Below are 21,727 nucleotides of genomic sequence, written 5' to 3' on the forward strand. Positions count from 1 at the left end.
TTTCAGTTAATTGACCACGGGAAAGTTGCTCGGAAATTAGCAGAAGCCAAATTCCATAGCCAATAAATTTTACGAAAATGTTAAGCAATTCTCTTTTATCGCACGAAGCCCGATCCGTCCCCTGTGTTCGAGACCAAGAAAAACCAATGTTATTGATATGATTTTAAAGGTAAAAAAACCGAATTCATTTCAATTGAAACCGTCAGCACGATCTCATCGCCGCGAAAAGAAACATTCAGTTAACAATCCAATCATTCAAAGAACAAACACCTGTCTACGGGCGGTTAATCACTAATAACACCTGGATGAAAGTGAGACAAGCCCCACAGAATGATGTGACTAATTTAACAACAGCTTTACCGTTGAACGGGGGCAAAATGCGCGAAAAGGGGGGAGGAAAAGTGGTTGAAATAGCGCTCAGCGTTTTTTTTGAGCAGCAACATGAGATTTATGCAACATAAGAGTGCAACGGCATAATTTTTATTCACTCTGTGCACTATAATAATGCGAACCAATAAATAATTTAAACTTTAAAATTAATTTTAGCCACGCCGACGCGAAAGGTACGCGGCTAAACAAAGGGTATTACAACAGGCCGGGGAATATCGCCTTAATGCCGGTAACGATAAACTCGATGCCGAGCGCCATCAGCAGCAGACCCATGATACGGGTGATCACGTTGATGCCGGTCTGCCCCAGCAAACGCACCAACAGCGGCGCGGCGCGGAACAACAGCCAGCAACAAAAGGCGAACAAGGCGATCGCCACCGTAAAGCCGAGCAGGCTTTGCCAGTTGTGATAACGGGAGCTCCACACGATGGTGGAACTGATCGCCCCCGGCCCTGCCATCAGCGGCAGCGCTAACGGCACCACGCCGATGCTTTCGCGGATCGCGCTCTCCGATTTCTCCTGTTTGTTTTGCTTGTCTTCCCCCAGCTTGCCGCTGATCATCGACATGGCGATGGTCACCACCAGAATACCGCCGGCGATGCGGAACGAATCGATAGAGATGCCGAACATCCGCAGGATCCCTTCGCCCAGGAAAAGCGACGTCCACAAAATGATGGCGACCGACAGGTTGGCGGTCAGGTTGGTTTTATTGCGCCCCGCTTCCGCCTGGTAGCTGGTCATGCTGATAAACACCGGCAAGATGCCCACCGGGTTGACCAGCGCAAACAGACCGACAAAGAACTTGATAAAGCCGGAAAGATCCAACAGAGATTGGCCCACAGATGCTCCGCATTAATCGCTATAAAAAAGGTGTGCTGCCTATGCGCGCTAATGTAATGGAATTGGCGCGGGTAATCCATCCGGCCCAAGCAGCATTTTTGACTGTCAGCAAGTTATGCAACGAAACAAATGCCCTTTGTTAAAGTGATGTTTGGCCTTTTGATTTTTTATGTTGAAAAAAGAGTCATCGCTCACAGTTATCAAGAATGATTCCCAACACCGGCAAGCTGAAAGGTGTCAGCTTGCACTTTTCATGATTTAGATCACAAATCGACTACCCAACAGTGGGTAAGCTCTTAGTCGTAGTCAGGGAGTAGAACAAAGTCGGCGGCAACCCAGCCGGTTCCCTTCTCCTCACTGCCTGCCCCTCCGGTTGGCGTAGGGTGAAGCTCTTTAAGCAAATCAGCAGCATGCGAAGAAATAACGCGGGAAAGCCCCGGTATTCAAATCACCGTTTATTCCCGTTATGACTATACTAGTGGCTCGCACGGCTTATTTACTGAAAGAGTTTAACATTATCAGGAGAGCATTATGGCTGTAACGAATGTCGCTGAACTGAACGAGCTTGTCGCACGTGTCAAAAAAGCCCAGCGCGAATATGCCAACTTCACTCAAGAGCAAGTGGATAAAATTTTCCGCGCTGCCGCCCTCGCCGCTGCTGATGCCCGTATCCCGTTGGCCAAAATGGCCGTGGAAGAATCCGGAATGGGTATCGTCGAAGACAAAGTGATCAAAAACCACTTCGCTTCCGAGTACATCTACAACGCCTATAAAGATGAAAAAACCTGTGGCATCCTGTCTGAAGATGACACCTTCGGTACCATCACCATCGCCGAGCCTATCGGCCTGATTTGCGGTATCGTCCCTACCACCAACCCAACTTCTACCGCGATCTTCAAAGCGCTGATCAGCCTGAAAACCCGTAACGGCATCATCTTCTCGCCGCACCCGCGTGCGAAAAATGCCACCAATAAAGCCGCCGATATCGTGCTGCAAGCCGCTATCGCCGCCGGCGCGCCGAAAGACATCATCGGTTGGATCGACCAACCGACCGTCGAACTGTCCAACCAGCTGATGCACCACCCGGACATCAACCTGATCCTGGCCACCGGTGGCCCGGGCATGGTGAAAGCCGCCTACAGCTCCGGCAAACCGGCCATCGGCGTCGGCGCCGGTAATACGCCGGTGGTGGTAGACGAAACCGCAGACATCAAGCGCGTGGTCGCGTCTATCCTGATGTCCAAAACCTTCGACAGCGGCGTTATCTGCGCTTCCGAACAGTCGGTCATCGTCGTCGACTCTATTTATGATGCGGTACGCGAACGCTTCGCTTCCCACGGCGGCTATCTGCTGCAGGGTAAAGAACTGAAAGCGGTGCAGGACATCATCCTGAAAAACGGCGGTCTGAACGCGGCCATCGTCGGGCAATCCGCACCGAAAATCGCCGAGATGGCAGGCATCAAAGTGCCGGCCAACACCAAAGTGCTGATCGGCGAAGTGAAGCTGGTCGACGAGTCCGAACCTTTCGCCCATGAAAAACTGTCGCCGACGCTGGCGATGTACCGGGCCAAAGACTTCGAAGACGCCGTCGCCAAAGCCGAAAAACTGGTCGCCATGGGCGGTATCGGCCACACTTCCTGCCTGTACACCGACCAGGATAACCAAACGGCTCGCATTGCCTACTTCGGCGATAAAATGAAAACGGCTCGCATCCTGATCAACACCCCGGCTTCTCAGGGCGGTATCGGCGACCTGTATAACTTCAAACTCGCGCCTTCGCTGACGCTGGGTTGCGGCTCCTGGGGTGGTAACTCCATCTCTGAAAACGTCGGACCTAAACACCTGATCAACAAGAAAACTGTAGCGAAGCGAGCAGAAAACATGTTGTGGCATAAACTTCCGAAATCGATCTACTTCCGCCGTGGCTCGCTGCCTATCGCGCTGGAAGAAGTGGCGACCGACGGGGCAAAACGCGCTTTCATCGTGACCGACCGTTTCCTGTTCAACAACGGCTATGCCGACCAGATCACCAAGGTTCTGAAGTCTCACGGCATCGAAACCGAAGTGTTCTTCGAAGTGGAAGCCGACCCGACGCTGAGCATCGTGCGTAAAGGCGCCGAGCAGATGAACTCCTTCAAACCGGACGTCATCATCGCGCTGGGCGGCGGTTCGCCGATGGACGCCGCGAAAATCATGTGGGTGCTGTACGAACATCCTGAAACCCACTTCGAGGATCTGGCGCTGCGCTTCATGGACATTCGCAAGCGTATCTACAAGTTCCCGAAAATGGGCGTGAAAGCGAAGATGATCGCCATCACCACCACCTCAGGCACCGGTTCGGAAGTCACGCCATTCGCCGTCGTGACCGACGACACCACCGGGCAGAAATACCCGCTGGCCGACTATGCGCTGACCCCGGACATGGCGATTGTCGACGCCAACCTGGTGATGAACATGCCGAAATCCCTGTGTGCCTTCGGCGGTCTGGATGCGGTCACCCACGCGCTGGAAGCCTACGTCTCGGTGCTGGCGAACGAATACTCCGACGGCCAGGCGCTGCAGGCGCTGAAACTGTTGAAAGAGTATCTGCCGGCCAGCTATAAAGAAGGCGCGAAAAACCCGGTTGCTCGTGAACGCGTGCACAACGCCGCCACCATCGCCGGTATCGCTTTCGCCAACGCCTTCCTTGGGGTTTGTCACTCCATGGCGCACAAGCTGGGTTCGGAGTTCCACATTCCGCACGGCCTGGCCAACGCGATGCTGATTTCCAACGTTATTCGCTACAATGCGAACGACAACCCGACCAAGCAGACGGCCTTCAGCCAGTACGACCGCCCTCAGGCGCGCCGCCGCTACGCTGAAATCGCCGACCACCTCGGCCTGAGCGCCCCGGGCGACCGCACCGCGCAGAAGATTGAGAAACTGCTGGCCTGGCTGGACGAGCTGAAAACCGAGTTGGGCATCCCAACCTCCATCCGCGAAGCGGGTGTGCAGGAGGCGGACTTCCTGGCGAAAGTCGACAAGCTGTCTGAAGACGCGTTCGATGACCAATGCACCGGCGCCAACCCGCGCTATCCGCTGATTGCCGAACTGAAGCAAATCATGCTGGATACTTTCTACGGCCGCGAATTCAGCGAAGCGGTAGAAGAGGAAGCTGCCGCTCCGGCTGCCGCCAAAGCCGCGGTAAAGAAGCCCAAGAAATAACGGTTCAGTGAACCGATAAAAAAACCCGCCATACGGCGGGTTTTTTATTGCGCCCGAGGCGCTGCATTTCGACTCAGGTCACCAAAACGCTTCAGCGGGCTTTGGCGGCGTTTTCTCCCCTACTCCAGGGAGTGAATCGCCTCTTTATAATGCTTGCGGCAGACGGAGACATAGCTCTCGTTACCGCCAATCACCACCTGCTCACCGGCGTGCATCGCCTGGCCGTTTTCATCCAACCGCAACACCATATTGGCTTTGCGCCCGCAGTGGCAGATGGTTTTCAATTCCACCAGCTTATCAGCCCAGGCCAGCAAATATTGGCTGCCGATAAACAGCTCACCGAGAAAATCGGTACGCAGGCCGTAGCACAATACGGGAATGTCCAGTTGGTCCACCACATCGCACAATTGCTCAACCTGGGCCTTGGTCAGGAACTGGCTTTCATCCAGCAGCACGCAATGCACCGGCTGCTGTTGATGCTCCTGCTGAATCATGGCGTACAGCATCGAGTCGTTGTTGTAAAGCTGGGCCTGCGAGGATAAACCGATGCGCGAGCTGACTTTGCCTACCCCAAAGCGGTGATCGATCTCCGCGGTGAACACCAGCGTGCGCATACCACGTTCTTGATAGTTATATGAAGACTGTAGCAGCGCGGTGGACTTGCCGGCATTCATCGCAGAGTAATAAAAATAAAGTTGAGCCATGGCCCCGCAACTCCGATGGTATAAGAAATATTCAAATGTTGATTAGGACGGTGAGTGTACCATAACCCGCCCCCCGGCTCAGCCCAAAGCGAGCGAATATTGCGTTCGCCGTAATAATGCGCTTTCAAGCGAAACATATCCTTCTGTCGGCCCGTTCTTTTTACCGCTATTTACAGGATAATGTATGCCTGTCATCACTATTAATTCTTGCTAATGGTTAAGCCGGTCTTTTGCCGATTAATGCATAATCCCCCCTTTCACCTCGGCAGGCGCCGCAAGCGCGGCGGAGTGCTTGCCTATTATACGTGAGGCCAATACAGGGCATTTAATCACCTTCGTTCTCCCCCGACGTTTCCTGACGCAATCTTTACCCAGATACCCCTATTGTTTACAATGTCTGCCTCGTCATGACGTGATTAAGCCCACAGAACCCATTGTAATATTGATATAAATTACAGCGATAACTTATCGATGAAAGCCTTGTGCCACGCGCATTTTAAAGCATGCCTGCTGAAATTTTGACTTAAGTGCGCTGAGGGTAATAGTTAACAGCCCTTCCTATATTAGTCGGACAGATCCGATTAACGGTTTTTTAAAAGGTAAATTTGAGTATTCAAGTCAATTTGGCTATTGCAGAAAGGAAAATAGCACTCTATTATTATCGAGACGCCCCCCACCAATATAATTTGAGACTAGGACAATGAGCGAAGCATTAAAGATTTTGAACAACATCCGCACTCTGCGCGCCCAGGCAAGAGAATGCACACTGGAAACGCTGGAAGAAATGCTCGAGAAACTGGAAGTTGTTGTGAACGAACGTCGCGAAGAAGACAGCCAGGCTCAAGCAGAAATCGAAGAACGCACCCGTAAACTGCAGCAATACCGCGAAATGCTGATTGCTGACGGTATCGATCCGAATGAACTGCTGCAAACCATGGCTGCCAACAAGGCTGCCGGCAAAGCAAAACGTGCAGCACGTCCTGCTAAATACCAATATAAAGACGAAAACGGCGAACTGAAAACCTGGACCGGCCAAGGCCGTACCCCTGCGGTGATTAAGAAAGCTATCGAAGAGCAAGGTAAATCTCTGGATGATTTCCTGCTGTAATAGCGATTCAGTCCGTATCTGAAAGGCTCCCTGCGGGGGGCCTTTTCATTTTAAAGCTTATAGCCGTGATCCCGCCTCATCCCTTTTCTTTTAGTAAATATCCTAATTCGCATTTTCCTCCTTGCACGAAATCCCAGTGAAAAAAAAGGGCCCTAAGGCCCCTTTATCGCATTTACCCTCGTTCAATTATTGAACCTGGTAGAATGCCTTATACCAATCAACAAAGCGCTTCACACCCTCTTCAACGCTGGTTTCCGGCTTAAAACCAATGTCACGATAAAGCTCTGCGGTATCCGCGCTGGTATCCATCACGTCGCCAGGTTGCATCGGCAGCATATTCTTGCGGGCCGTTACCCCCAAAGCCTGCTCCAATGCCGTGATATATTCCATCAGTTTAACGGGGGAGTTATTGCCGATATTATAAACGTGATACGGCGCGGAACTGGTCGCCGGCGATCCCTGTTCAACGGTCCATGACGGATCTGCCTGCGGAATAACCGCCTGCAGCCGCACAATCGCCTCGGTGATATCATCAATGTAAGTAAAGTCACGGTGCATTTCACCGTGGTTATATACATCGATGCTCTCCCCCGCCAATATGGCCTTGGTAAACTTGAACAGCGCCATATCCGGACGCCCCCAGGGACCATATACGGTAAAGAAGCGCAGCCCCGTCGTCGGAAGACCGTATAAATGAGAGTAGCTGTGTGACATCAGCTCATTGGCTTTTTTGGTTGCCGCATACAGTGACACAGGGTGGTCGACAGAATCTTCGGTAGCAAACGGCAGCTTGCGATTGAGGCCATAAACAGAGCTGGAGGACGCGTAAAGTAAATGCTCGACCTTATTATGCCGGCAGCCTTCCAGCACGTTCAAATGGCCGATCAGGTTGGCGTCCGCATAAGCCAACGGGTTGACCAGCGAATAACGCACGCCGGCTTGCGCGCCCAAATGAATGACGCGCTGAAACTGATGCTCGGCGAACAATGCCGCCATGCCTTCGCGATCGGCCAAATCCAGCTTGATAAAGCGGAATCCCGGCTTATCCGCCAGTCTGTCCAGACGGGCCGTTTTCAGGCCCACGTCATAATAGTCATTCAGGTTATCGATGCCGACAACCTGATGCCCGGCGGTCAACAAACGCTCTGCAACGTGATAACCAATAAACCCTGCGGCGCCTGTAACCAGGAATTTCATGGTCACTCCTTAAATAACCGGTTTAATCGATGCGCCGCGGCCAATCGCATAGTAGGTAAAGCCACGATTCGCCAAACGCTCCGGATCGTACAGGTTACGTCCATCGAAGATCACCGGCTGTTTCAACGCACCCTTGATCACGTCGAAGTCCGGCGCGCGGAAATTCTGCCATTCGGTACAAATCACCAGCGCATCGGCGCCGTGCAACGCAGCCTCTTTGGTGCCCATCAGTTTCAGATCGTCACGCTGGCCATAGATGCGCTGAACTTCGTTCATCGCTTCCGGATCGTAGGCTTGAACGGTGGCGCCGGCAGCCCACAGTTGCTCCATCAGCACGCGGCTGGAGGCTTCACGCATGTCATCGGTATTCGGCTTGAACGCCAGGCCCCACAGTGCGAAGGTTTTGCCCTTCAAATCGCTGCCGAAATAGTCTTTGATAAAGCTGCTCAGCTTGTCTTTCTGTTGGTAGTTGACCTGCTCTACCGCCTGCAACAGCTTCGGTTGGTAACCGATCTGCTCCGCTGTGCGGATCAAGGCCTGCACATCTTTCGGGAAGCAAGAGCCACCGTAGCCACAGCCAGGGTAGATGAAGTGATAGCCGATGCGTGAATCGGAACCGATGCCCTGACGCACTTTCTCGATGTCCGCGCCCAACATTTCCGCCAGGTTGGACATTTCGTTCATAAAGCTGATTTTGGTCGCCAACATGCAGTTGGCGGCGTATTTGGTCAGCTCCGCGCTGCGGATATCCATCATGATCATACGATCGTGATTGCGGTTAAACGGCTCGTACAGCTCACGAATAGGTTCGATCACCTCTTTATTATCGGTACCGATCACGATGCGCTCAGGGCGCATGCAGTCAGCCACCGCAGCGCCTTCCTTCAGGAATTCAGGGTTGGACACCACGTCGAACGGCACGTTGCTGCCGCGCTTAGCCAGCGTTTCCGCCATCACCTGACGCACCTTGTCCGCCGTGCCGACCGGCACGGTGGATTTGTCGATCACCACTTTGCGATCGGTCATGTGCTCGGCGATGGTGCGCGCCACCGCGGTGACATATTTCAGATCGGCGGAGCCGTCCTCATCCGGCGGCGTGCCGACGGCGATAAACTGGATATTCCCGTGCGCCACGCCCGCTTTGGCATCGGTGGTGAAATGCAGGCGCCCGGCCTCATAGTTTTGCTGCACCAGCGGCGCCAGGCCCGGCTCAAAAATCGGGATATTCCCTTTTTTCAGGTTTTCGACTTTTCGCTCATCAACATCGATGCACATAACGTCATGGCCAACTTCAGCCAGCACCGCGGCCTGTACCAGCCCCACATAACCAATACCAAAAACTGTTACTTTCATGTGAAAATCCTAGTTTTTCAAATTAAGACGAAAGATCAAATTACTTCTTGTCAGCGGCAACAACCTGTTGCAGCCACTGAGAAAATTCTTTGCCCAAGCTGGCATGACGCATGCCGTACTCTACAAACGCCTGCATGTAACCCAGTTTGTTACCGCAGTCATGGCTCACGCCTTTCAGGTGATACGCTTCCACCGTTTCCTGCTGCATCAGCATTTCGATGCTGTCAGTCAGCTGAATTTCATCGCCGGCGCCTGGAGGCGTTTTCGACAACAGCGGCCAAATATCGGCGGACAACACGTAACGCCCGACAATCGCCAGGTTGGAAGGCGCTTTATCCGGCGACGGCTTCTCGACCACGCTGACCATCGGCGCGCTTTCGCCCGGTTGCAGATCGACGCCCTTGCAGTCGGCTACGCCGTAGTTTCCGACATCCTTATGCGGCACGGGTTCAACCATGATTTGGCTGACGCCGGTGGTTTCGAAACGCTGCAGCATTTCGTGCAGGTTGTCTTTTTTCGGATCGGCGCTGTATTCGTCGAGGATCACGTCAGGAAGCACCACCGCGACCGGCTCATCGCCCACCATCGGGTAGGCACACATAATTGCGTGCCCCAGGCCTTTGGCATTGCCCTGACGAACCTGCATCACGGTAACGCCTTTCGGGCAGATCGACTGCACTTCATCCAGCAATTGGCGCTTGACGCGTTTTTCCAGCATCGCTTCGAGTTCGAAACTGGTATCAAAATGGTTTTCGATCGAGTTCTTGGAGGAGTGGGTGACCAGCACAATCTCGTTAATCCCCGCCGCAATGCACTCATTGACGACGTATTGGATCAGCGGTTTATCAACCAGCGGCAGCATTTCTTTCGGAATGGCTTTGGTGGCCGGCAACATCCGCGTACCCAAGCCTGCAACCGGGATCACGGCTTTTCTGACTTTGCGATTTACAGCAGGCATTATTTCCTCTCTTAAAGCTAAAGCGCTCATTTTATGAGCTTGGGCTCGATATAAAAAAACCTTCGGAGTATACCAGCTTATACGCGCCGAGCATTAGCCGGAACACAAATAGAAAACATTTAGGACTATTACCCGTTCGGATAATCGGGAGAATAAATAAACGGTTTAATTACCGATAAGTGAATAGCTTAAGATCTCGCCGATCGCTGCCTGTTATTCAGCGCTGAGCATCAGCCGCAATCGGCCACCGCTGCCCCATACCTGACACTGCCAGGCGGCACAGCGCTGACTGATCTGATTCATGTAGGTAGCTCCCAGCGTCCCCAGCGGCACGCCGTTGTTCAGCTGGATTTGATTGTCACCGGTATTGACGTTGGCATGCAGCCCGGCGGAAACCAGGATCAGGTTTTTATTTTCGGCGTGATAATATCCCAACAACAGAGGGAATTGACCGTCTAATTTCCCCTGCCGCAATAATTGATTAACCTGCTTTAACAATGCCGACATTTGCGGCAGACGATGCTGTTGATTAGCCAGATGATCTTGCAGCAGCCCATTAAATAACGCGCGCAACAGCAAAGCCGCCAATACGCCATTATCGCCGGCGCGCGTGACGTCCAGACAATAGAATGCCAGATCCTTTTCTGACAAGGCGGCGATATCCAGCACCAGGCCGGGATTTTCGCCGGTGGTTAACTGCCGATAGTTGATCCGGCAATGCGCAATGGTCTGCTGTACCGGCGGCTGCAATTGTTTAAGCAGTTTGACGGCTTCGGAAGGATTTTTGCTCAGCGCGTCCCAATCCTGAAACAGTTCAACCTCTTCAATCGCCTGGGAGGTGAACATATTGGGGTATAAGCACGCCAGCACCGCTTCACGCAGGCGGTTGAGATCGGTCAGCGGCTTGAGCAGCACATCCTGCACGCCCAACCGCAGCACCTTGGCGATGTCAGCCATCTTGTCGGTGGCCGAGATCACCAGCACCGGGATCTGTACCCCCTGCAAACGCAGGTGTTCAACGAATTCGATACCGCCCATTTCCGGCATCGCGAGATCGCACAGAATCAGATCCGGCTTGAAGTCATCGACGGCACTCAACGCCTGTAAACCGTTGGTCGCCTCGCCGGTTTCAGCGCCCAGCGAGGCCAAATAACCGACCAGCACCGAACGAAAAACCTGTTCGTCCTCAACGATCAAGATGCGCTTGTGAGTAAGTGGTAATGCCATCAGCCGAGCCTCGTCCCTTTCCATAGTGTAATAGTGGCTCAAAAAGGTCACTTATGCTCGTCTGAAACAGACTGACCGCGCAATGCCAACCGAGAACCGAGAATTATCTATTTTTTATCAACGGCAACAACCGATCCAGTTGTTTTTCCACCGCCAGCAATCCCGCTTCGATCGCTTCATTGGCACGGTGGAAATCCAGCGTCGAGATTTGCGGGCAAAAAGGTTGAATCAGCACATCCGGCGGATCGCTCGCCATCCGGTTGCGTTTCAGGCGATTTTCCAGCATTTGAATCGAGGTACCCATGACCTCCATCGCCGTGGGCGCCGCCGCCGGTTTGCGCTGCCGCATTCTGCCGATGCGCTCCCGCAGACGCCCGCGCCAGGTGGCCGCTGGCGCATCGTCCGGGCTTTCTTCCTCGATACGTATCGAGAACAGATCCTGCTGCATCAGGTGCGCGTCATGCTGCAGATCGACCGCGATGACGATATCGGCGCCCATGGCGCGGCAAAGCGACACCGGCACGGGATTGACCACCGCGCCATCCACCAGCCAATAGCCGTCGGCCCACACCGGTGCCAACAGGCCAGGCATGCTGCAGGAGGCGCGTATCGCCTGATGAATATCGCCTTCGGTCAGCCACAGCTCACGCCCGGTGCTGAGATTGGTCGTCACGGCGCCGAACTTCAGCGCACATTCGGCGATATCATTGATCTTCAACAACTGTCCGACGGCGTTAAACACCCGCTCGCCGCGCAACAGGCCGCCACGGTGCCAGGAAAAATCCATCAGGCGAATCACGTCCCAATAGCTGAACGATCGCACCCACTGCTCCATCGCCGGCAGACGATGGCTGGCGAACGCCGCCCCCACCAACGCGCCGACGGAGCAACCGGCCACGATATCAACCTCAATCCCCAGTTTCTTTATCGCATTAATCACGCCGATGTGCGCCCAGCCTTTGGCCGAGCCCGCCCCCAGCGCCAGTCCGATCTTGATTTGCCGCATAGCGCCATCCTCGCGGTGAAAGGTGTTCTCTGCTTTCAGGGTAGATTGTCACTGACGAATATTGTTAGGTAACATATGCGCTAAATTCATTTTCTGCCTCGTGTTCTCAGGAGTTATTTTGCCCGAATCATGCCCATGCGGCAGCGGACTGGCGTATAACGCGTGCTGCGCCCCTTTTATCAGCGGCAATCAGCCGGCGCCCACGCCCGGTCAGCTGATGCGTTCACGCTTCACCGCCTACGTGAGTCATAACGTCGACTATCTGATCGCCACCTGGCACCCCGACTGCGGCGCCGAAGCGTGGCGCAATGCAATCGTCGACAGCTTTAAAAATACCGAATGGTTAGGCCTGACGATCGTGGAAGAGAAAGCCGGTCATGAGCCGGATGAAGGCTTCGTCGAATTCATCGCCCGCTTTATCGATGGCGAAAGCGGCGAACCACAGGCGATGCATGAGCGCTCGCGCTTCCTTCGTCGCGATCAACGTTGGTATTATATCGACGGCACCAAACCCCAGCCCGGCAGAAATGCGATGTGTCCCTGTGGCTCAGGGAAAAAATACAAGAAGTGCTGCGGGCGCTAGCCGGCCGGCGCTTCACGTTTACGCCTGCGCAGACAGGCCGTTCAGTATCAGACAGGATCCTCAAACCCATGCCACACCAAAATGTACAACGGAAAGTGTTACGCACCATCTGCCCGGACGCCAAAGGGCTGATCGCCAAGATCACCAACATCTGTTACAAGCACGAACTCAACATCGTGCAGAATAATGAGTTTGTCGATCACCGCACCGGGCGTTTCTTCATGCGCACCGAGCTGGAAGGCATTTTCAACGACAACACGCTGCTGGCCGATCTGGACAGCGCGCTGCCGGAAGGTTCGCTGCGTGAGCTGCACAGCACCGGGCGCCGGCGCATCGTGGTGCTGGTCACCAAAGAGGCCCACTGCCTGGGCGATCTGCTGATGAAAAGCGCCTATGGCGGCCTCGACGTTGAAATCGCCGCCGTGATCGGCAACCACGACACGCTGCAATCGCTGGTGGAGCGTTTCGATATTCCTTTCCATCTGGTGAGCCACGAAGGCCTGACGCGTGAACAGCATGACCGCGAAATGACGGCCAAGATCGATCAATATCAGCCGGATTACGTGGTGCTGGCCAAATATATGCGCGTGCTGACCCCGGCCTTCGTGCAACATTACCCGAATCAGGTGATCAACATTCACCATTCGTTCCTGCCGGCGTTTATCGGCGCGCGCCCTTATCACCAGGCCTATGAGCGCGGGGTAAAAATCATCGGCGCCACCGCCCACTACGTTAACGACAATCTCGACGAAGGCCCGATCATCATGCAGGACGTGATCCACGTCGATCACACCTACTCCGCCGAGGATATGATGCGCGCCGGCCGCGACGTGGAGAAAAACGTGCTTAGCCGCGCGCTGTATCAGGTGCTGGCGCAGCGCGTCTTCGTCTACGGCAACCGCACCGTTATTCTCTAATCGCTCAATAAATCGGTGCATTTCGTTCAGGGATGCACCGCCAAGAATAAAAAAACGGCAAACGATTCATTTTCTGCATTTCAATGCTTTACACATCCGCTTCATTTGATATGATGCGCCCCGCTTACCGAGACAGCGCTCTCGCAAGCAAGGCCAGTTAAATAGCCATGTATATGGTGGGGTTCCCGAGCGGCCAAAGGGAGCAGACTGTAAATCTGCCGTCACAGACTTCGAAGGTTCGAATCCTTCCCCCACCACCATCTTTTCGTTGCTGATACGCATTGGGTTAAAGCGAATCAGAAAGGGAAGGATAACGTGCTTTAGCGCGGCCCGAAGGGTGAGGAACGAAGTGACGAATAATCCTTCCCCCACCACCATCTTCTCTCCGCCAGGAGCGAAGACGCAGTAAAGAAACCGGCCAGGTTTCTTCCAGATAAAACTGGAACGACAATTTGTAAATCCATGAATACCATGGTGGGGTTCCCGAGCGGCCAAAGGGAGCAGACTGTAAATCTGCCGTCACAGACTTCGAAGGTTCGAATCCTTCCCCCACCACCATCTCTTTATAGAAAATCCCAAATAAACTTAAAGCACATCGCACCCATAATGCTCCGCACTGGGGAAGGATGAGAAGCTTCGATAAGGCTCGAGTCTCACGCAGTGAGACAATGCGCTTCAGCGCGGCCCGCAGGGTGAGTCGCGCAGCGACGAATTATCCTTCCCCCACCACCATCTCTTTATAGAAAACCCCAAATAAACTTAAAGCACATCGCCCCCATAATGCTCCGCACTGGGGAAGGATGAGAAGCTTCGACAAGGTTCGAGTCTCACGCAGTGAGACAACGCGCTTCAGCGCGGCCCGCAGGGTGAGTCGCGCAGCGACGAATTATCCTTCCCCCACCACCATCTCTTGCAGAACATTTCCAAATCGACTCATTATCCTCGCACCAATAAAACTCAAGCTATCTTCCCTTATTCACCGCTTTCACCCAGCCGTTTTGTTTGCTCTCATCCAACCGTAACTTGAACTAAGACCGACAATTCGCTATACCACTGGCTTCTTTAGTGCAGTAAGGAACAGGTGGATGCGAAACAATATTTGCGTTTTTTGTGGCGCCAGCGAAGGCGTCAATCCCGCTTATGCCGAGCAGGCTCGTCAACTGGGGCAGCTGCTGGCCGCACAGGGGCGCCGTTTAATCTACGGCGGCGGCAAAAAAGGATTGATGGGGATCGTGGCGGACGCGGTGTTGGCGGCGGGCGGTGAAGCTGTCGGCATTATCCCCGAGCGCCTGGTTGAAGCGGAAACCGCGCATCGCGGCCTGACTGAATTGGAGGTGGTGCCGGATATGCACACGCGCAAAGCCCGTATGGCGGCGCTGGCGGACAGTTTTATCGCCCTGCCCGGCGGCATCGGCACGTTGGAAGAGCTGTTTGAAATCTGGACCTGGGGGCAAATCGGCTATCACAACAAACCGGTCGGCCTGCTCAACGTCAACGGGTTCTACCGCCCGCTGAGCCAGTTCCTCGAGCACGTCGCCGATCAGGGCTTTATGCGCCACGACTACCTCGGCACCCTGCACATCAGTGAATCGGCGCAAACGCTGCTGCAACAGTTTGACGACTATCAACCCAAAAATTACGACCGCTGGGCGAAATAAAGCCGCTGCGCAGCCAGCGGTCCCGCCGCTGTCTGCGTTACATTTCCCGCCAAACTCTGCTACTATCACAGCACATTTTTCTCGTGAAAACGGCACCGCTCATGAAGTTTGTCTCTTTTAATATCAATGGACTGCGCGCGCGTCCGCATCAGCTGGCGGCAATTATCGAACAGCACCAGCCCGACGTGATCGGTCTGCAAGAAACGAAAGTTCACGACGACATGTTCCCGCTGGAAGAAGTCAGCCAGCACGGCTATCACGTGTTCTATCACGGGCAAAAAGGCCATTACGGCGTAGCGCTGCTGACCAAAGCGGAGCCTCTGGCCGTGCGCCGCGGTTTCCCGACCGATGAAGAAGATGCGCAGCGTCGCATCATCATGGCCGATCTGGCTACGCCGCAGGGCACGCTGACGGTGATCAACGGCTACTTCCCGCAAGGTGAAAGCCGCGACCACCCGATCAAATTCCCGGCTAAAACACGCTTTTATCAGGATCTGCAAAACTACCTGGAGCAGCAGCTGTCGGCTGAATCCCCGGTGTTGATTATGGGTGACATGAACATCAGCCCAAGCGATTATGACATTGGCATCGGCGAAGACAGCCGCAAACGCTGGCTGCGCACCGGCAAGTGTTCCTTCCTGCCGGAAGAGCGCGAATGGATGGATCGCCTGCTGAATTGGGGCCTGGTAGACACCTATCGCCACGCCAACCCGGGGCGCAGCGACGAATTCTCGTGGTTCGACTACCGCTCCAAAGGGTTCGACGACAACCGCGGCCTGCGTATCGATCTGCTGCTGGCCAGCACCCCACTGGCTTCGCGCTGCATCGCCACCGGCATCGATTACCAAACCCGCAGCATGGAAAAACCTTCCGACCATGCGCCGGTGTGGGCGGAATTTACGCTGTAATCCCATCACCCCGGCGCTCGCCGGGGTTTTACTCTGTGAAGCCAATGAAAATTATCGACGTGGTAGCCGCCATTCTGGAACAGAACGGCCGCATTTTACTGGCCCAGCGCGGCACAGGCAGCGATCAGGCCGGTCTGTGGGAGTTTCCCGGCGGCAAGGTTGAAACGGGCGAAAGCCAGCCAGAAGCGCTGGCGCGCGAGCTGGATGAAGAATTGGGAATTTGCGCCCGTATCGGCGACTATGTGGGCAGCAATCAGTGGCAGCAAGGCGAACGCCTCATCCGGCTGCACGCCTGGCGAGTCGCGGCGTTCTCCGGTGAATTGCAACAGCGCTGCCACTCGGCGCTGGTCTGGGTCACGCCGCAACAGGCGCAGGAATACGCCCTGGCGCCCGCCGACGTTCCACTGCTGGCGGACTATATCGCCGCGCAAGGCGATGCGCGCTGAGCGCGGCGATAGGTTACATCGTCACTTCTTCAATCGCACCCAAATCAAGGGGTTGGTGCCGATGGTGTTAGGCTCACGCACGCACTGCAGCACTTCCCCTTCGACTTTGAGCACCGCCCCTTCGGAATAATTCTGGTTCTGGTAGACGCAACAGCGGTTGCAGGGCTGCGCCGGCGGCGGGTTGACGCCGTTTTTGGCCGTGCCCCAAATCTCCGGCGAAACCGGCAAAACCACGTCCACATCGCCGCGATTGGCGGCGGCCAGGCCGGAAAACGCCAAGACTGCGGCGACTAAAACCCCACTGAGTCCATGCTTCATTCACTCTTCTCCTGCGCCTTGCCGGCGCTTTTCCTGCGTTTTTTGCCCCCGCTGGAAGGCGGCGGCGGCAACCCACGAAACGCCATGCTCGCCCGGCTCTGCTTGGCCTGATAAATCAGCTCTTGCAGCGTGCCGACCAACGGCTGCATAAAGTCCTGATAGCGGCAGGATTTCTCGCTGATTTGCGTCAGCGTAGCTTCCCAGTTGGCCGTCATATCAGGACGCGCAGCAAGATCCGGCAGCGAGTGAATCAACGCGCGCCCGGTTTCGCTGGAGTGAATATAGCGCCCCTTCTTGTACAGAAACGCCCGTTTGAACAGCAATTCGATGATCCCCGCTCGCGTCGCTTCCGTACCTAAACCATCGGTCGCCCGCAGGATTTTCTTTAACGCTTTATCTTGTACGAACCGCGCGATGCCGGTCATGGCCGACAACAGGCTGGCGTCGGTAAACGGCCGCGGCGGCTGCGTCTGGCGCTCCACCACTTCACCGCGCTCGCACAGCAGCTCATCGTCCTTGGCCACCACCGGCAGCGGCGCGCCTTCGTTTTCCTCGTCGCGCTCCTTGCTGCCCAGCAGCGTACGCCAACCGGCCTCCGCCAGGAAACGCGCCTTGGCGATGAATTTGCCGCCGGCGATATCCAGCTCGATCACGCATTTGCGGAACACCGCATCCGGACAGAACTGCATCAAGTACTGGCGCGCCACCAGCCCATACACATTCCGTTCATCCTGCGTCAGATTGACCTTGCCGGCGCGGGCGGTGGGAATGATGGCGTGGTGCGCATCGACCTTTTTATCGTCCCAGCAGCGGTTGCGGCGATCGCTGTCGATCACCGGCTGCGGATACAGCTCGGGTTGGTGCACGCTGATGGCGTTCAGCACCGCGTGGCGGCCGGCAAAATGCTCTTCCGGCAGATAGCGGCAGTCGGAACGCGGATAGGTGATCAATTTGTGGGTTTCGTACAGCCGCTGGCAAACGTCCAGCACCTGTTGCGCGCTGAGGTTATAGCGCCGGGCCGCCTCGATTTGCAGCGTAGAGAGCGAGAACGGCAGCGGCGCGGTATCTGATTCCCGTTTATCATTATAGGCCGTGACCAGGGCCGGCTGGCCCTCGATGCGCTTGACCACGTGCTCCGCCAACGGCCGGTGCAGCAAACGCCCCTCTTCATCCTGATAAGGTTCGCAGGACTCGCTGGGTTGCCACAGCGCCACAAAGCGTTCTTCTTTCGGCGTGACGATGTGCGCCTTGACCTCAAAGAAGTCTTTTGGCACGAAGTTTTCGATCTCTTCGTCGCGGCGCACCACCAATCCGAGCACCGGGGTCTGCACCCTGCCCACCGACAGCACGCCGTCGTAACCGGCGTTGCGGCCCAGCAGCGTGTAGGCGCGGGTCATATTGATGCCGTACAGCCAGTCGGCGCGCGAACGCGCCAGCGCAGACACGCACAACGGAATGAAATCACGGTTGTCGCGCAGACGCTCGACAGCACGCTCCACCGCCTGCGGATTGAGATCGTTGATCAGACAGCGGCGCACGTTCTGGCGCTTCTCCGCCGTCAAATCCAGGTAGTCCAGCACCTCATCCACCAGCAGTTGCCCCTCGCGATCCGGGTCACCGGCGTGAACCACTTCATCGGCTTCGTGCAGCAGCTTTTTAATGGCGTTGAGCTGTTTGCTGACCGAAGGGCGTGGCTGTAAGCGCCATTTTTCGGGGATGATTGGCAGATCCGCCAACGACCAGCGCGCATAGCGGCTGTCATAGGCGTCAGGCTGGGCCTGCTCCAGCAGGTGGCCGACGCACCAGGTCACCACGTCGTTGTTGCCACAGGCGATATAGCCGTCGCCGCGGCGATGCGGCTTGGGCAAGACGTCGGCAATGGCGCGCGCCAAACTCGGTTTCTCGGCTATGAACAGTCGCATTAATCACCGTTTTTCTGGCTGAACGTCATCAAGAATTCTCTTACTTCTGCATAGTTCCCACGGAAGACGATCCGCTGGGCTTTCTTTTCCAACTGATAGCAATACATCGGATCGTAGTACTGCTGCAACAGAGGCGCCAACCATTCGCGGTGCGCGTCGCCCTGGCCACTGAGGCGCTGAGCCCGCAGCGCCGCCTCCAGCCGCTGCGTCAACTGCTGGAAGCGCTCCAGACCCAAACGGCGGCGGATGGCGAACAGGCCATGATGCAAATAGTCGTCGTACTGCCGCCAGCCCTCTTCCATACCATAGGCCTGTTCGAACTGTTCGCGCATACCGTCGATATATTCGGCCTGCAGACGCGCCAGACGAATATCGAACGGATCGTCGATCACCGCCACCGGCGCCTGCTGCATGCCGTTGAACAACGGCAACGGCAGATTGTTGCTGCCGATGATCCGCCCTTCGTCTTCCAGCACCCAACGGCGGCTGCCACCATGCTGTTTTTTCAGCAATAACACAGCCAGACGATTCTCAAAATCTATCTGCGAGCTCTGCCCCGCCAGCGTTCGGCCAAAAGATGAACCGCGATGGCGCGCCGCGCCTTCCAGATCGACGCCGTCGGCCAGTTCGTTGACCAGCAGCGTCTTGCCGCTGCCGGTATTGCCGCCCACCAGGGCCATCGGCAATGCCGCGCTTTGCGTCAGTACACCGAGCAGATAATTGCGCAGCGCCTTATAACCGCCAGTGATACGCGGATAACTCACGCCGGCCTCGTGCAGCCATTGCTGCACCAGCTGCGAGCGCAGCCCGCCGCGGAAGCAGTAAATATAACCTTCGGGCCGCGCTGCGCAGGCCGCCAGCCAGGCGGCGGTGCGCTGTTCGCGCAGTTTGCCGTTCACCAGGCTGTGGCCGAGCGCGATCGCCGCCTGCTGCCCATGCTGCTTATAGCAGGTGCCGACCGCCTGGCGCTCGCTGTCGATCATCAGCGGTAAATTCACCGCCTGTGCGAAGGCGCCCTGCTGAAATTCGATCGGTGCGCGCACGTCAATCAGCGGCACGTCCTGCAGGAAAATGCGTCGGTAATCGTCGCTGTCCGGCCTTCCTTGGATGTGGGACACTACACAACCTCGATCAGTGGCTGCCCGGTCTGTGCGGCATGCAATTCACCGATAGCGTTGAGGGTGATACCGTGCTGCCCGGCAATCGCCAGCACCTGCGCTTCCGCCTCTGGCAATACCGCCAACAGCAAGCCGCCGGAGGTTTGCGGATCGCACAGCAGCTGGCGCTGCAAATCGCTCATCTCGCCCACCAGATGGCCATAGCTGTCGAAGTTGCGCCCGGTGCCGCCCGGCACGCAGCCTTCGGCGATATACGCCTCGACGTCCGGCAGCTTCGGCACCCGATCGAACCAGACCGTCGCCTGCAGACCGGAGCCCTGGCACACCTCGCTCAGGTGGCCCAGCAGGCCAAAACCGGTGATATCGGTCATCGCCGTGACGCCCGCCACCTCGGCAAAGTCGGCGCCTGGCTTGTTCAGGCGGCACATCACTTCGGTCGCCAGGCCCTGATGCTCAGGGCGCAGTTTGCTTTGTTTCTCGGCGGTCGTGAGCACGCCGATGCCCAGCGGCTTGGTCAGATAGAGTTTCGCCCCGGCCTGTGCCGCGCTGTTTTTCTTCACCCGCTCGGTATTGACCACGCCGGTGACCGCCAGGCCGAAAATAGGTTCCGGCGCATCGATGGAATGGCCGCCGGCCAGCGCGATCCCCGCCTGCTGGCAGGCGAAACGGCCGCCGTCGATCACCTGCTGCACCACCTCCGGCGGCAGCTTGGCGATCGGCCAGCCAAGAATGGCGATCGCCATGATCGGTTTGCCGCCCATCGCATACACGTCGCTGATGGCGTTGGCGGCCGCAATGCGGCCGAAATCGAACGGATCGTCGACGATCGGCATGAAAAAGTCGGTGGTGCTGATGATGCCGACGCCGTTGCCGATGTCGTACACCGCCGCGTCGTCGCGGGTTTCATTGCCGACCAGCAGGCGCGGATCGACAAACTTTTCCCGCTCGCTGTGCAAGATGGTTTCGAGAACTTTCGGTGAGATTTTGCAGCCGCAGCCAGCGCCATGGCTGTACTGGGTTAAACGGATCGCTGGCGATGTCATAGTCCACTCCCTTCGGTAACGGCACTCAAGATAACATAGGGTAGCGCTTGCCGAAGGGATTGATAAGAGCGCGCCAGCGATAAGCGAACGACCTGCTCAGAAACCATGCGATTTTGCGGGGTTTGGCGCATTTTCGCCGCGCCCCGCGGGAGAAAACTCAGAAATAGCTGACGAAAGGCGTGCTGTCCGGCGGCGTCACCTTGGTGGCGGCCTTCAGCTGCGGCGTGCCCAGATAGAGGAAACCGACGATCTCGTCCTGCTCGCGGCAGCCGAAGGCTTCGCGCACCAGCGCATGCTCGGTCCAGGCGCCGGTGCGCCAGATGCCGTTAAAGCCCTGCGCCAGCGCCGCCATCTGCATCGCCTGCACCGCACAACCGGCGGAAACCACCTGCTCCCAGCGCGGCACCTTGGTCTCTTCAGTGCAGTGCGCAATGACGGTGATGATCAGCGGCGCGCGGAACGGCGCCTTGGTGGCCTTTTCGATCGCCGCTTCGTCCAGCTGATCCTGCTTCGCCGCCGCCTGCAGCAGCTGGCTGAAGCGCTCCAGACCCTGATTTTCGATCATCACGAAACGCCACGGCTGCAGCGCGCCGTGATCGGGCGCACGCAGGCCCGCGTTGATGATATTTTGGCGCACTTCCCCCGCCGGCGCCGGTTCCGCCAGGCGCGAAGCCGAGCGGCGATTCAATAAAAGATCCAGAGCATCCATCGTAAACTCCTGATAACAATTTTCATTCCGGCCACGTTAACATAGCTAAACGACGAGTTACAGCCTCGGCGATAGCGTCTGTGTGCCACGATTTAAAGCTGACATTTCCCCGGCCGCT

The 21,727-nt window shown here is 56.1% G+C and carries 19 protein-coding genes, 2 tRNA genes and 2 other RNA genes; 11 read left to right on the plus strand and 12 right to left on the minus strand.

Features of this window, described 5'->3' with window-relative positions; translation table 11 throughout:
• Nucleotides 1–585: 585 nt before the first annotated feature.
• Nucleotides 586–1,230 (minus strand): YchE family NAAT transporter, encoded by a 645-nt coding sequence (locus ACK3CV_RS14150; protein ID WP_015378089.1) that lies wholly within the window; start codon nt 1,228–1,230, stop codon nt 586–588.
• Nucleotides 1,231–1,761: 531 nt separating this feature from the next.
• On the opposite strand from ACK3CV_RS14150, the gene adhE reads away from it, so the two are divergent.
• Nucleotides 1,762–4,434, plus strand: a complete 2,673-nt coding sequence (gene adhE / locus ACK3CV_RS14155; protein WP_033634787.1) for a bifunctional acetaldehyde-CoA/alcohol dehydrogenase — start codon at nt 1,762–1,764, stop codon at nt 4,432–4,434.
• 119 nt (nt 4,435–4,553) lie between these two features.
• Here the strand turns inward: adhE and ACK3CV_RS14160 are convergent, their stop codons facing one another.
• Nucleotides 4,554–5,138, minus strand: coding sequence for a thymidine kinase (locus ACK3CV_RS14160; protein ID WP_033634789.1), 585 nt, complete (start codon nt 5,136–5,138; stop codon nt 4,554–4,556).
• A gap of 700 nt (nt 5,139–5,838) precedes the next feature.
• On the opposite strand from ACK3CV_RS14160, the gene hns reads away from it, so the two are divergent.
• The gene (gene hns / locus ACK3CV_RS14165) at nt 5,839–6,246 is read left to right on the plus strand and encodes a histone-like nucleoid-structuring protein H-NS (RefSeq protein WP_004932170.1); all 408 of its coding nucleotides are present in this window, start codon (nt 5,839–5,841) and stop codon (nt 6,244–6,246) included.
• Nucleotides 6,247–6,432: 186 nt separating this feature from the next.
• Here hns and ACK3CV_RS14170 read toward each other — a convergent pair whose 3' ends face one another.
• The 5 genes from ACK3CV_RS14170 to rssA form a co-directional block, all read right to left on the minus strand.
• Complete coding sequence (locus ACK3CV_RS14170; protein WP_033634790.1) at nt 6,433–7,443, minus strand: NAD-dependent epimerase; 1,011 nt, start codon at nt 7,441–7,443, stop codon at nt 6,433–6,435.
• Between the two features lie 9 nt (nt 7,444–7,452).
• Nucleotides 7,453–8,796 carry a UDP-glucose dehydrogenase family protein gene (locus ACK3CV_RS14175; RefSeq protein ID WP_033634791.1) on the minus strand — a complete coding sequence of 448 codons (1,344 nt, stop codon included), beginning with the start codon at nt 8,794–8,796 and terminating at the stop codon, nt 7,453–7,455.
• Nucleotides 8,797–8,836: 40 nt separating this feature from the next.
• Nucleotides 8,837–9,754 (minus strand): UTP--glucose-1-phosphate uridylyltransferase GalU, encoded by a 918-nt coding sequence (galU, locus tag ACK3CV_RS14180; protein ID WP_164038902.1) that lies wholly within the window; start codon nt 9,752–9,754, stop codon nt 8,837–8,839.
• 213 nt (nt 9,755–9,967) lie between these two features.
• On the minus strand, nt 9,968–10,981 hold the full coding sequence (gene rssB / locus ACK3CV_RS14185; RefSeq protein WP_033634794.1) for a two-component system response regulator RssB: 1,014 nt from the start codon (nt 10,979–10,981) through the stop codon (nt 9,968–9,970).
• Nucleotides 10,982–11,084: 103 nt separating this feature from the next.
• Entirely contained in the window at nt 11,085–11,987 is a 903-nt protein-coding gene (gene rssA / locus ACK3CV_RS14190) for a patatin-like phospholipase RssA (protein ID WP_033634795.1), read from the minus strand.
• A gap of 118 nt (nt 11,988–12,105) precedes the next feature.
• On the opposite strand from rssA, the gene ACK3CV_RS14195 reads away from it, so the two are divergent.
• The 9 genes from ACK3CV_RS14195 to ACK3CV_RS14235 all read left to right on the plus strand — a co-directional run bounded on the left by ACK3CV_RS14195 (nt 12,106) and on the right by ACK3CV_RS14235 (nt 16,499).
• Entirely contained in the window at nt 12,106–12,570 is a 465-nt protein-coding gene (locus ACK3CV_RS14195) for a YchJ family protein (protein ID WP_126192640.1), read from the plus strand.
• A 68-nt stretch (nt 12,571–12,638) separates the two neighbouring features.
• Nucleotides 12,639–13,487 (plus strand): formyltetrahydrofolate deformylase, encoded by an 849-nt coding sequence (gene purU / locus ACK3CV_RS14200; protein WP_016927485.1) that lies wholly within the window; start codon nt 12,639–12,641, stop codon nt 13,485–13,487.
• A 175-nt stretch (nt 13,488–13,662) separates the two neighbouring features.
• Nucleotides 13,663–13,747: transfer RNA gene (locus ACK3CV_RS14205), tRNA-Tyr, on the plus strand.
• Between the two features lie 213 nt (nt 13,748–13,960).
• Nucleotides 13,961–14,045 (plus strand) — tRNA-Tyr (locus ACK3CV_RS14210).
• 47 nt (nt 14,046–14,092) lie between these two features.
• Nucleotides 14,093–14,219, plus strand: a non-coding RNA gene (locus tag ACK3CV_RS14215) — RtT sRNA.
• A 47-nt stretch (nt 14,220–14,266) separates the two neighbouring features.
• Nucleotides 14,267–14,393: non-coding RNA, RtT sRNA (locus ACK3CV_RS14220), on the plus strand.
• Between the two features lie 179 nt (nt 14,394–14,572).
• Nucleotides 14,573–15,145, plus strand: coding sequence for an LOG family protein (locus tag ACK3CV_RS14225; RefSeq protein WP_004932190.1), 573 nt, complete (start codon nt 14,573–14,575; stop codon nt 15,143–15,145).
• A gap of 101 nt (nt 15,146–15,246) precedes the next feature.
• The gene (gene xthA / locus ACK3CV_RS14230; RefSeq protein ID WP_164038906.1) at nt 15,247–16,053 is read left to right on the plus strand and encodes an exodeoxyribonuclease III; all 807 of its coding nucleotides are present in this window, start codon (nt 15,247–15,249) and stop codon (nt 16,051–16,053) included.
• A 44-nt stretch (nt 16,054–16,097) separates the two neighbouring features.
• A complete protein-coding gene (locus tag ACK3CV_RS14235) occupies nt 16,098–16,499 on the plus strand; it encodes a pyrimidine (deoxy)nucleoside triphosphate diphosphatase (RefSeq protein WP_164039048.1) in 402 nt (133 codons plus the stop codon).
• A 21-nt stretch (nt 16,500–16,520) separates the two neighbouring features.
• Here ACK3CV_RS14235 and ACK3CV_RS14240 read toward each other — a convergent pair whose 3' ends face one another.
• The 5 genes from ACK3CV_RS14240 to ACK3CV_RS14260 form a co-directional block, all read right to left on the minus strand.
• Nucleotides 16,521–16,817, minus strand: a complete 297-nt coding sequence (locus ACK3CV_RS14240) for a YnjH family protein (protein ID WP_033647604.1) — start codon at nt 16,815–16,817, stop codon at nt 16,521–16,523.
• Nucleotides 16,814–18,739 (minus strand): DNA topoisomerase III, encoded by a 1,926-nt coding sequence (locus ACK3CV_RS14245; RefSeq protein WP_164038908.1) that lies wholly within the window; start codon nt 18,737–18,739, stop codon nt 16,814–16,816. Before ACK3CV_RS14245 ends, ACK3CV_RS14240 begins: the two co-directional genes overlap by 4 nt.
• Complete coding sequence (gene mnmH / locus ACK3CV_RS14250) at nt 18,739–19,857, minus strand: tRNA 2-selenouridine(34) synthase MnmH (protein WP_164038910.1); 1,119 nt, start codon at nt 19,855–19,857, stop codon at nt 18,739–18,741. The genes ACK3CV_RS14245 and mnmH overlap by 1 nt, the downstream gene beginning before the upstream one ends.
• The gene (selD, locus tag ACK3CV_RS14255; protein ID WP_164038913.1) at nt 19,857–20,900 is read right to left on the minus strand and encodes a selenide, water dikinase SelD; all 1,044 of its coding nucleotides are present in this window, start codon (nt 20,898–20,900) and stop codon (nt 19,857–19,859) included. Before selD ends, mnmH begins: the two co-directional genes overlap by 1 nt.
• A 157-nt stretch (nt 20,901–21,057) precedes the next feature.
• On the minus strand, nt 21,058–21,609 hold the full coding sequence (locus tag ACK3CV_RS14260; protein ID WP_004932204.1) for an NAD(P)H nitroreductase: 552 nt from the start codon (nt 21,607–21,609) through the stop codon (nt 21,058–21,060).
• Nucleotides 21,610–21,727: the final 118 nt, after the last annotated feature.

The sequence above is a fragment of the Serratia sp. TSO36 genome, assembly GCF_057808395.1.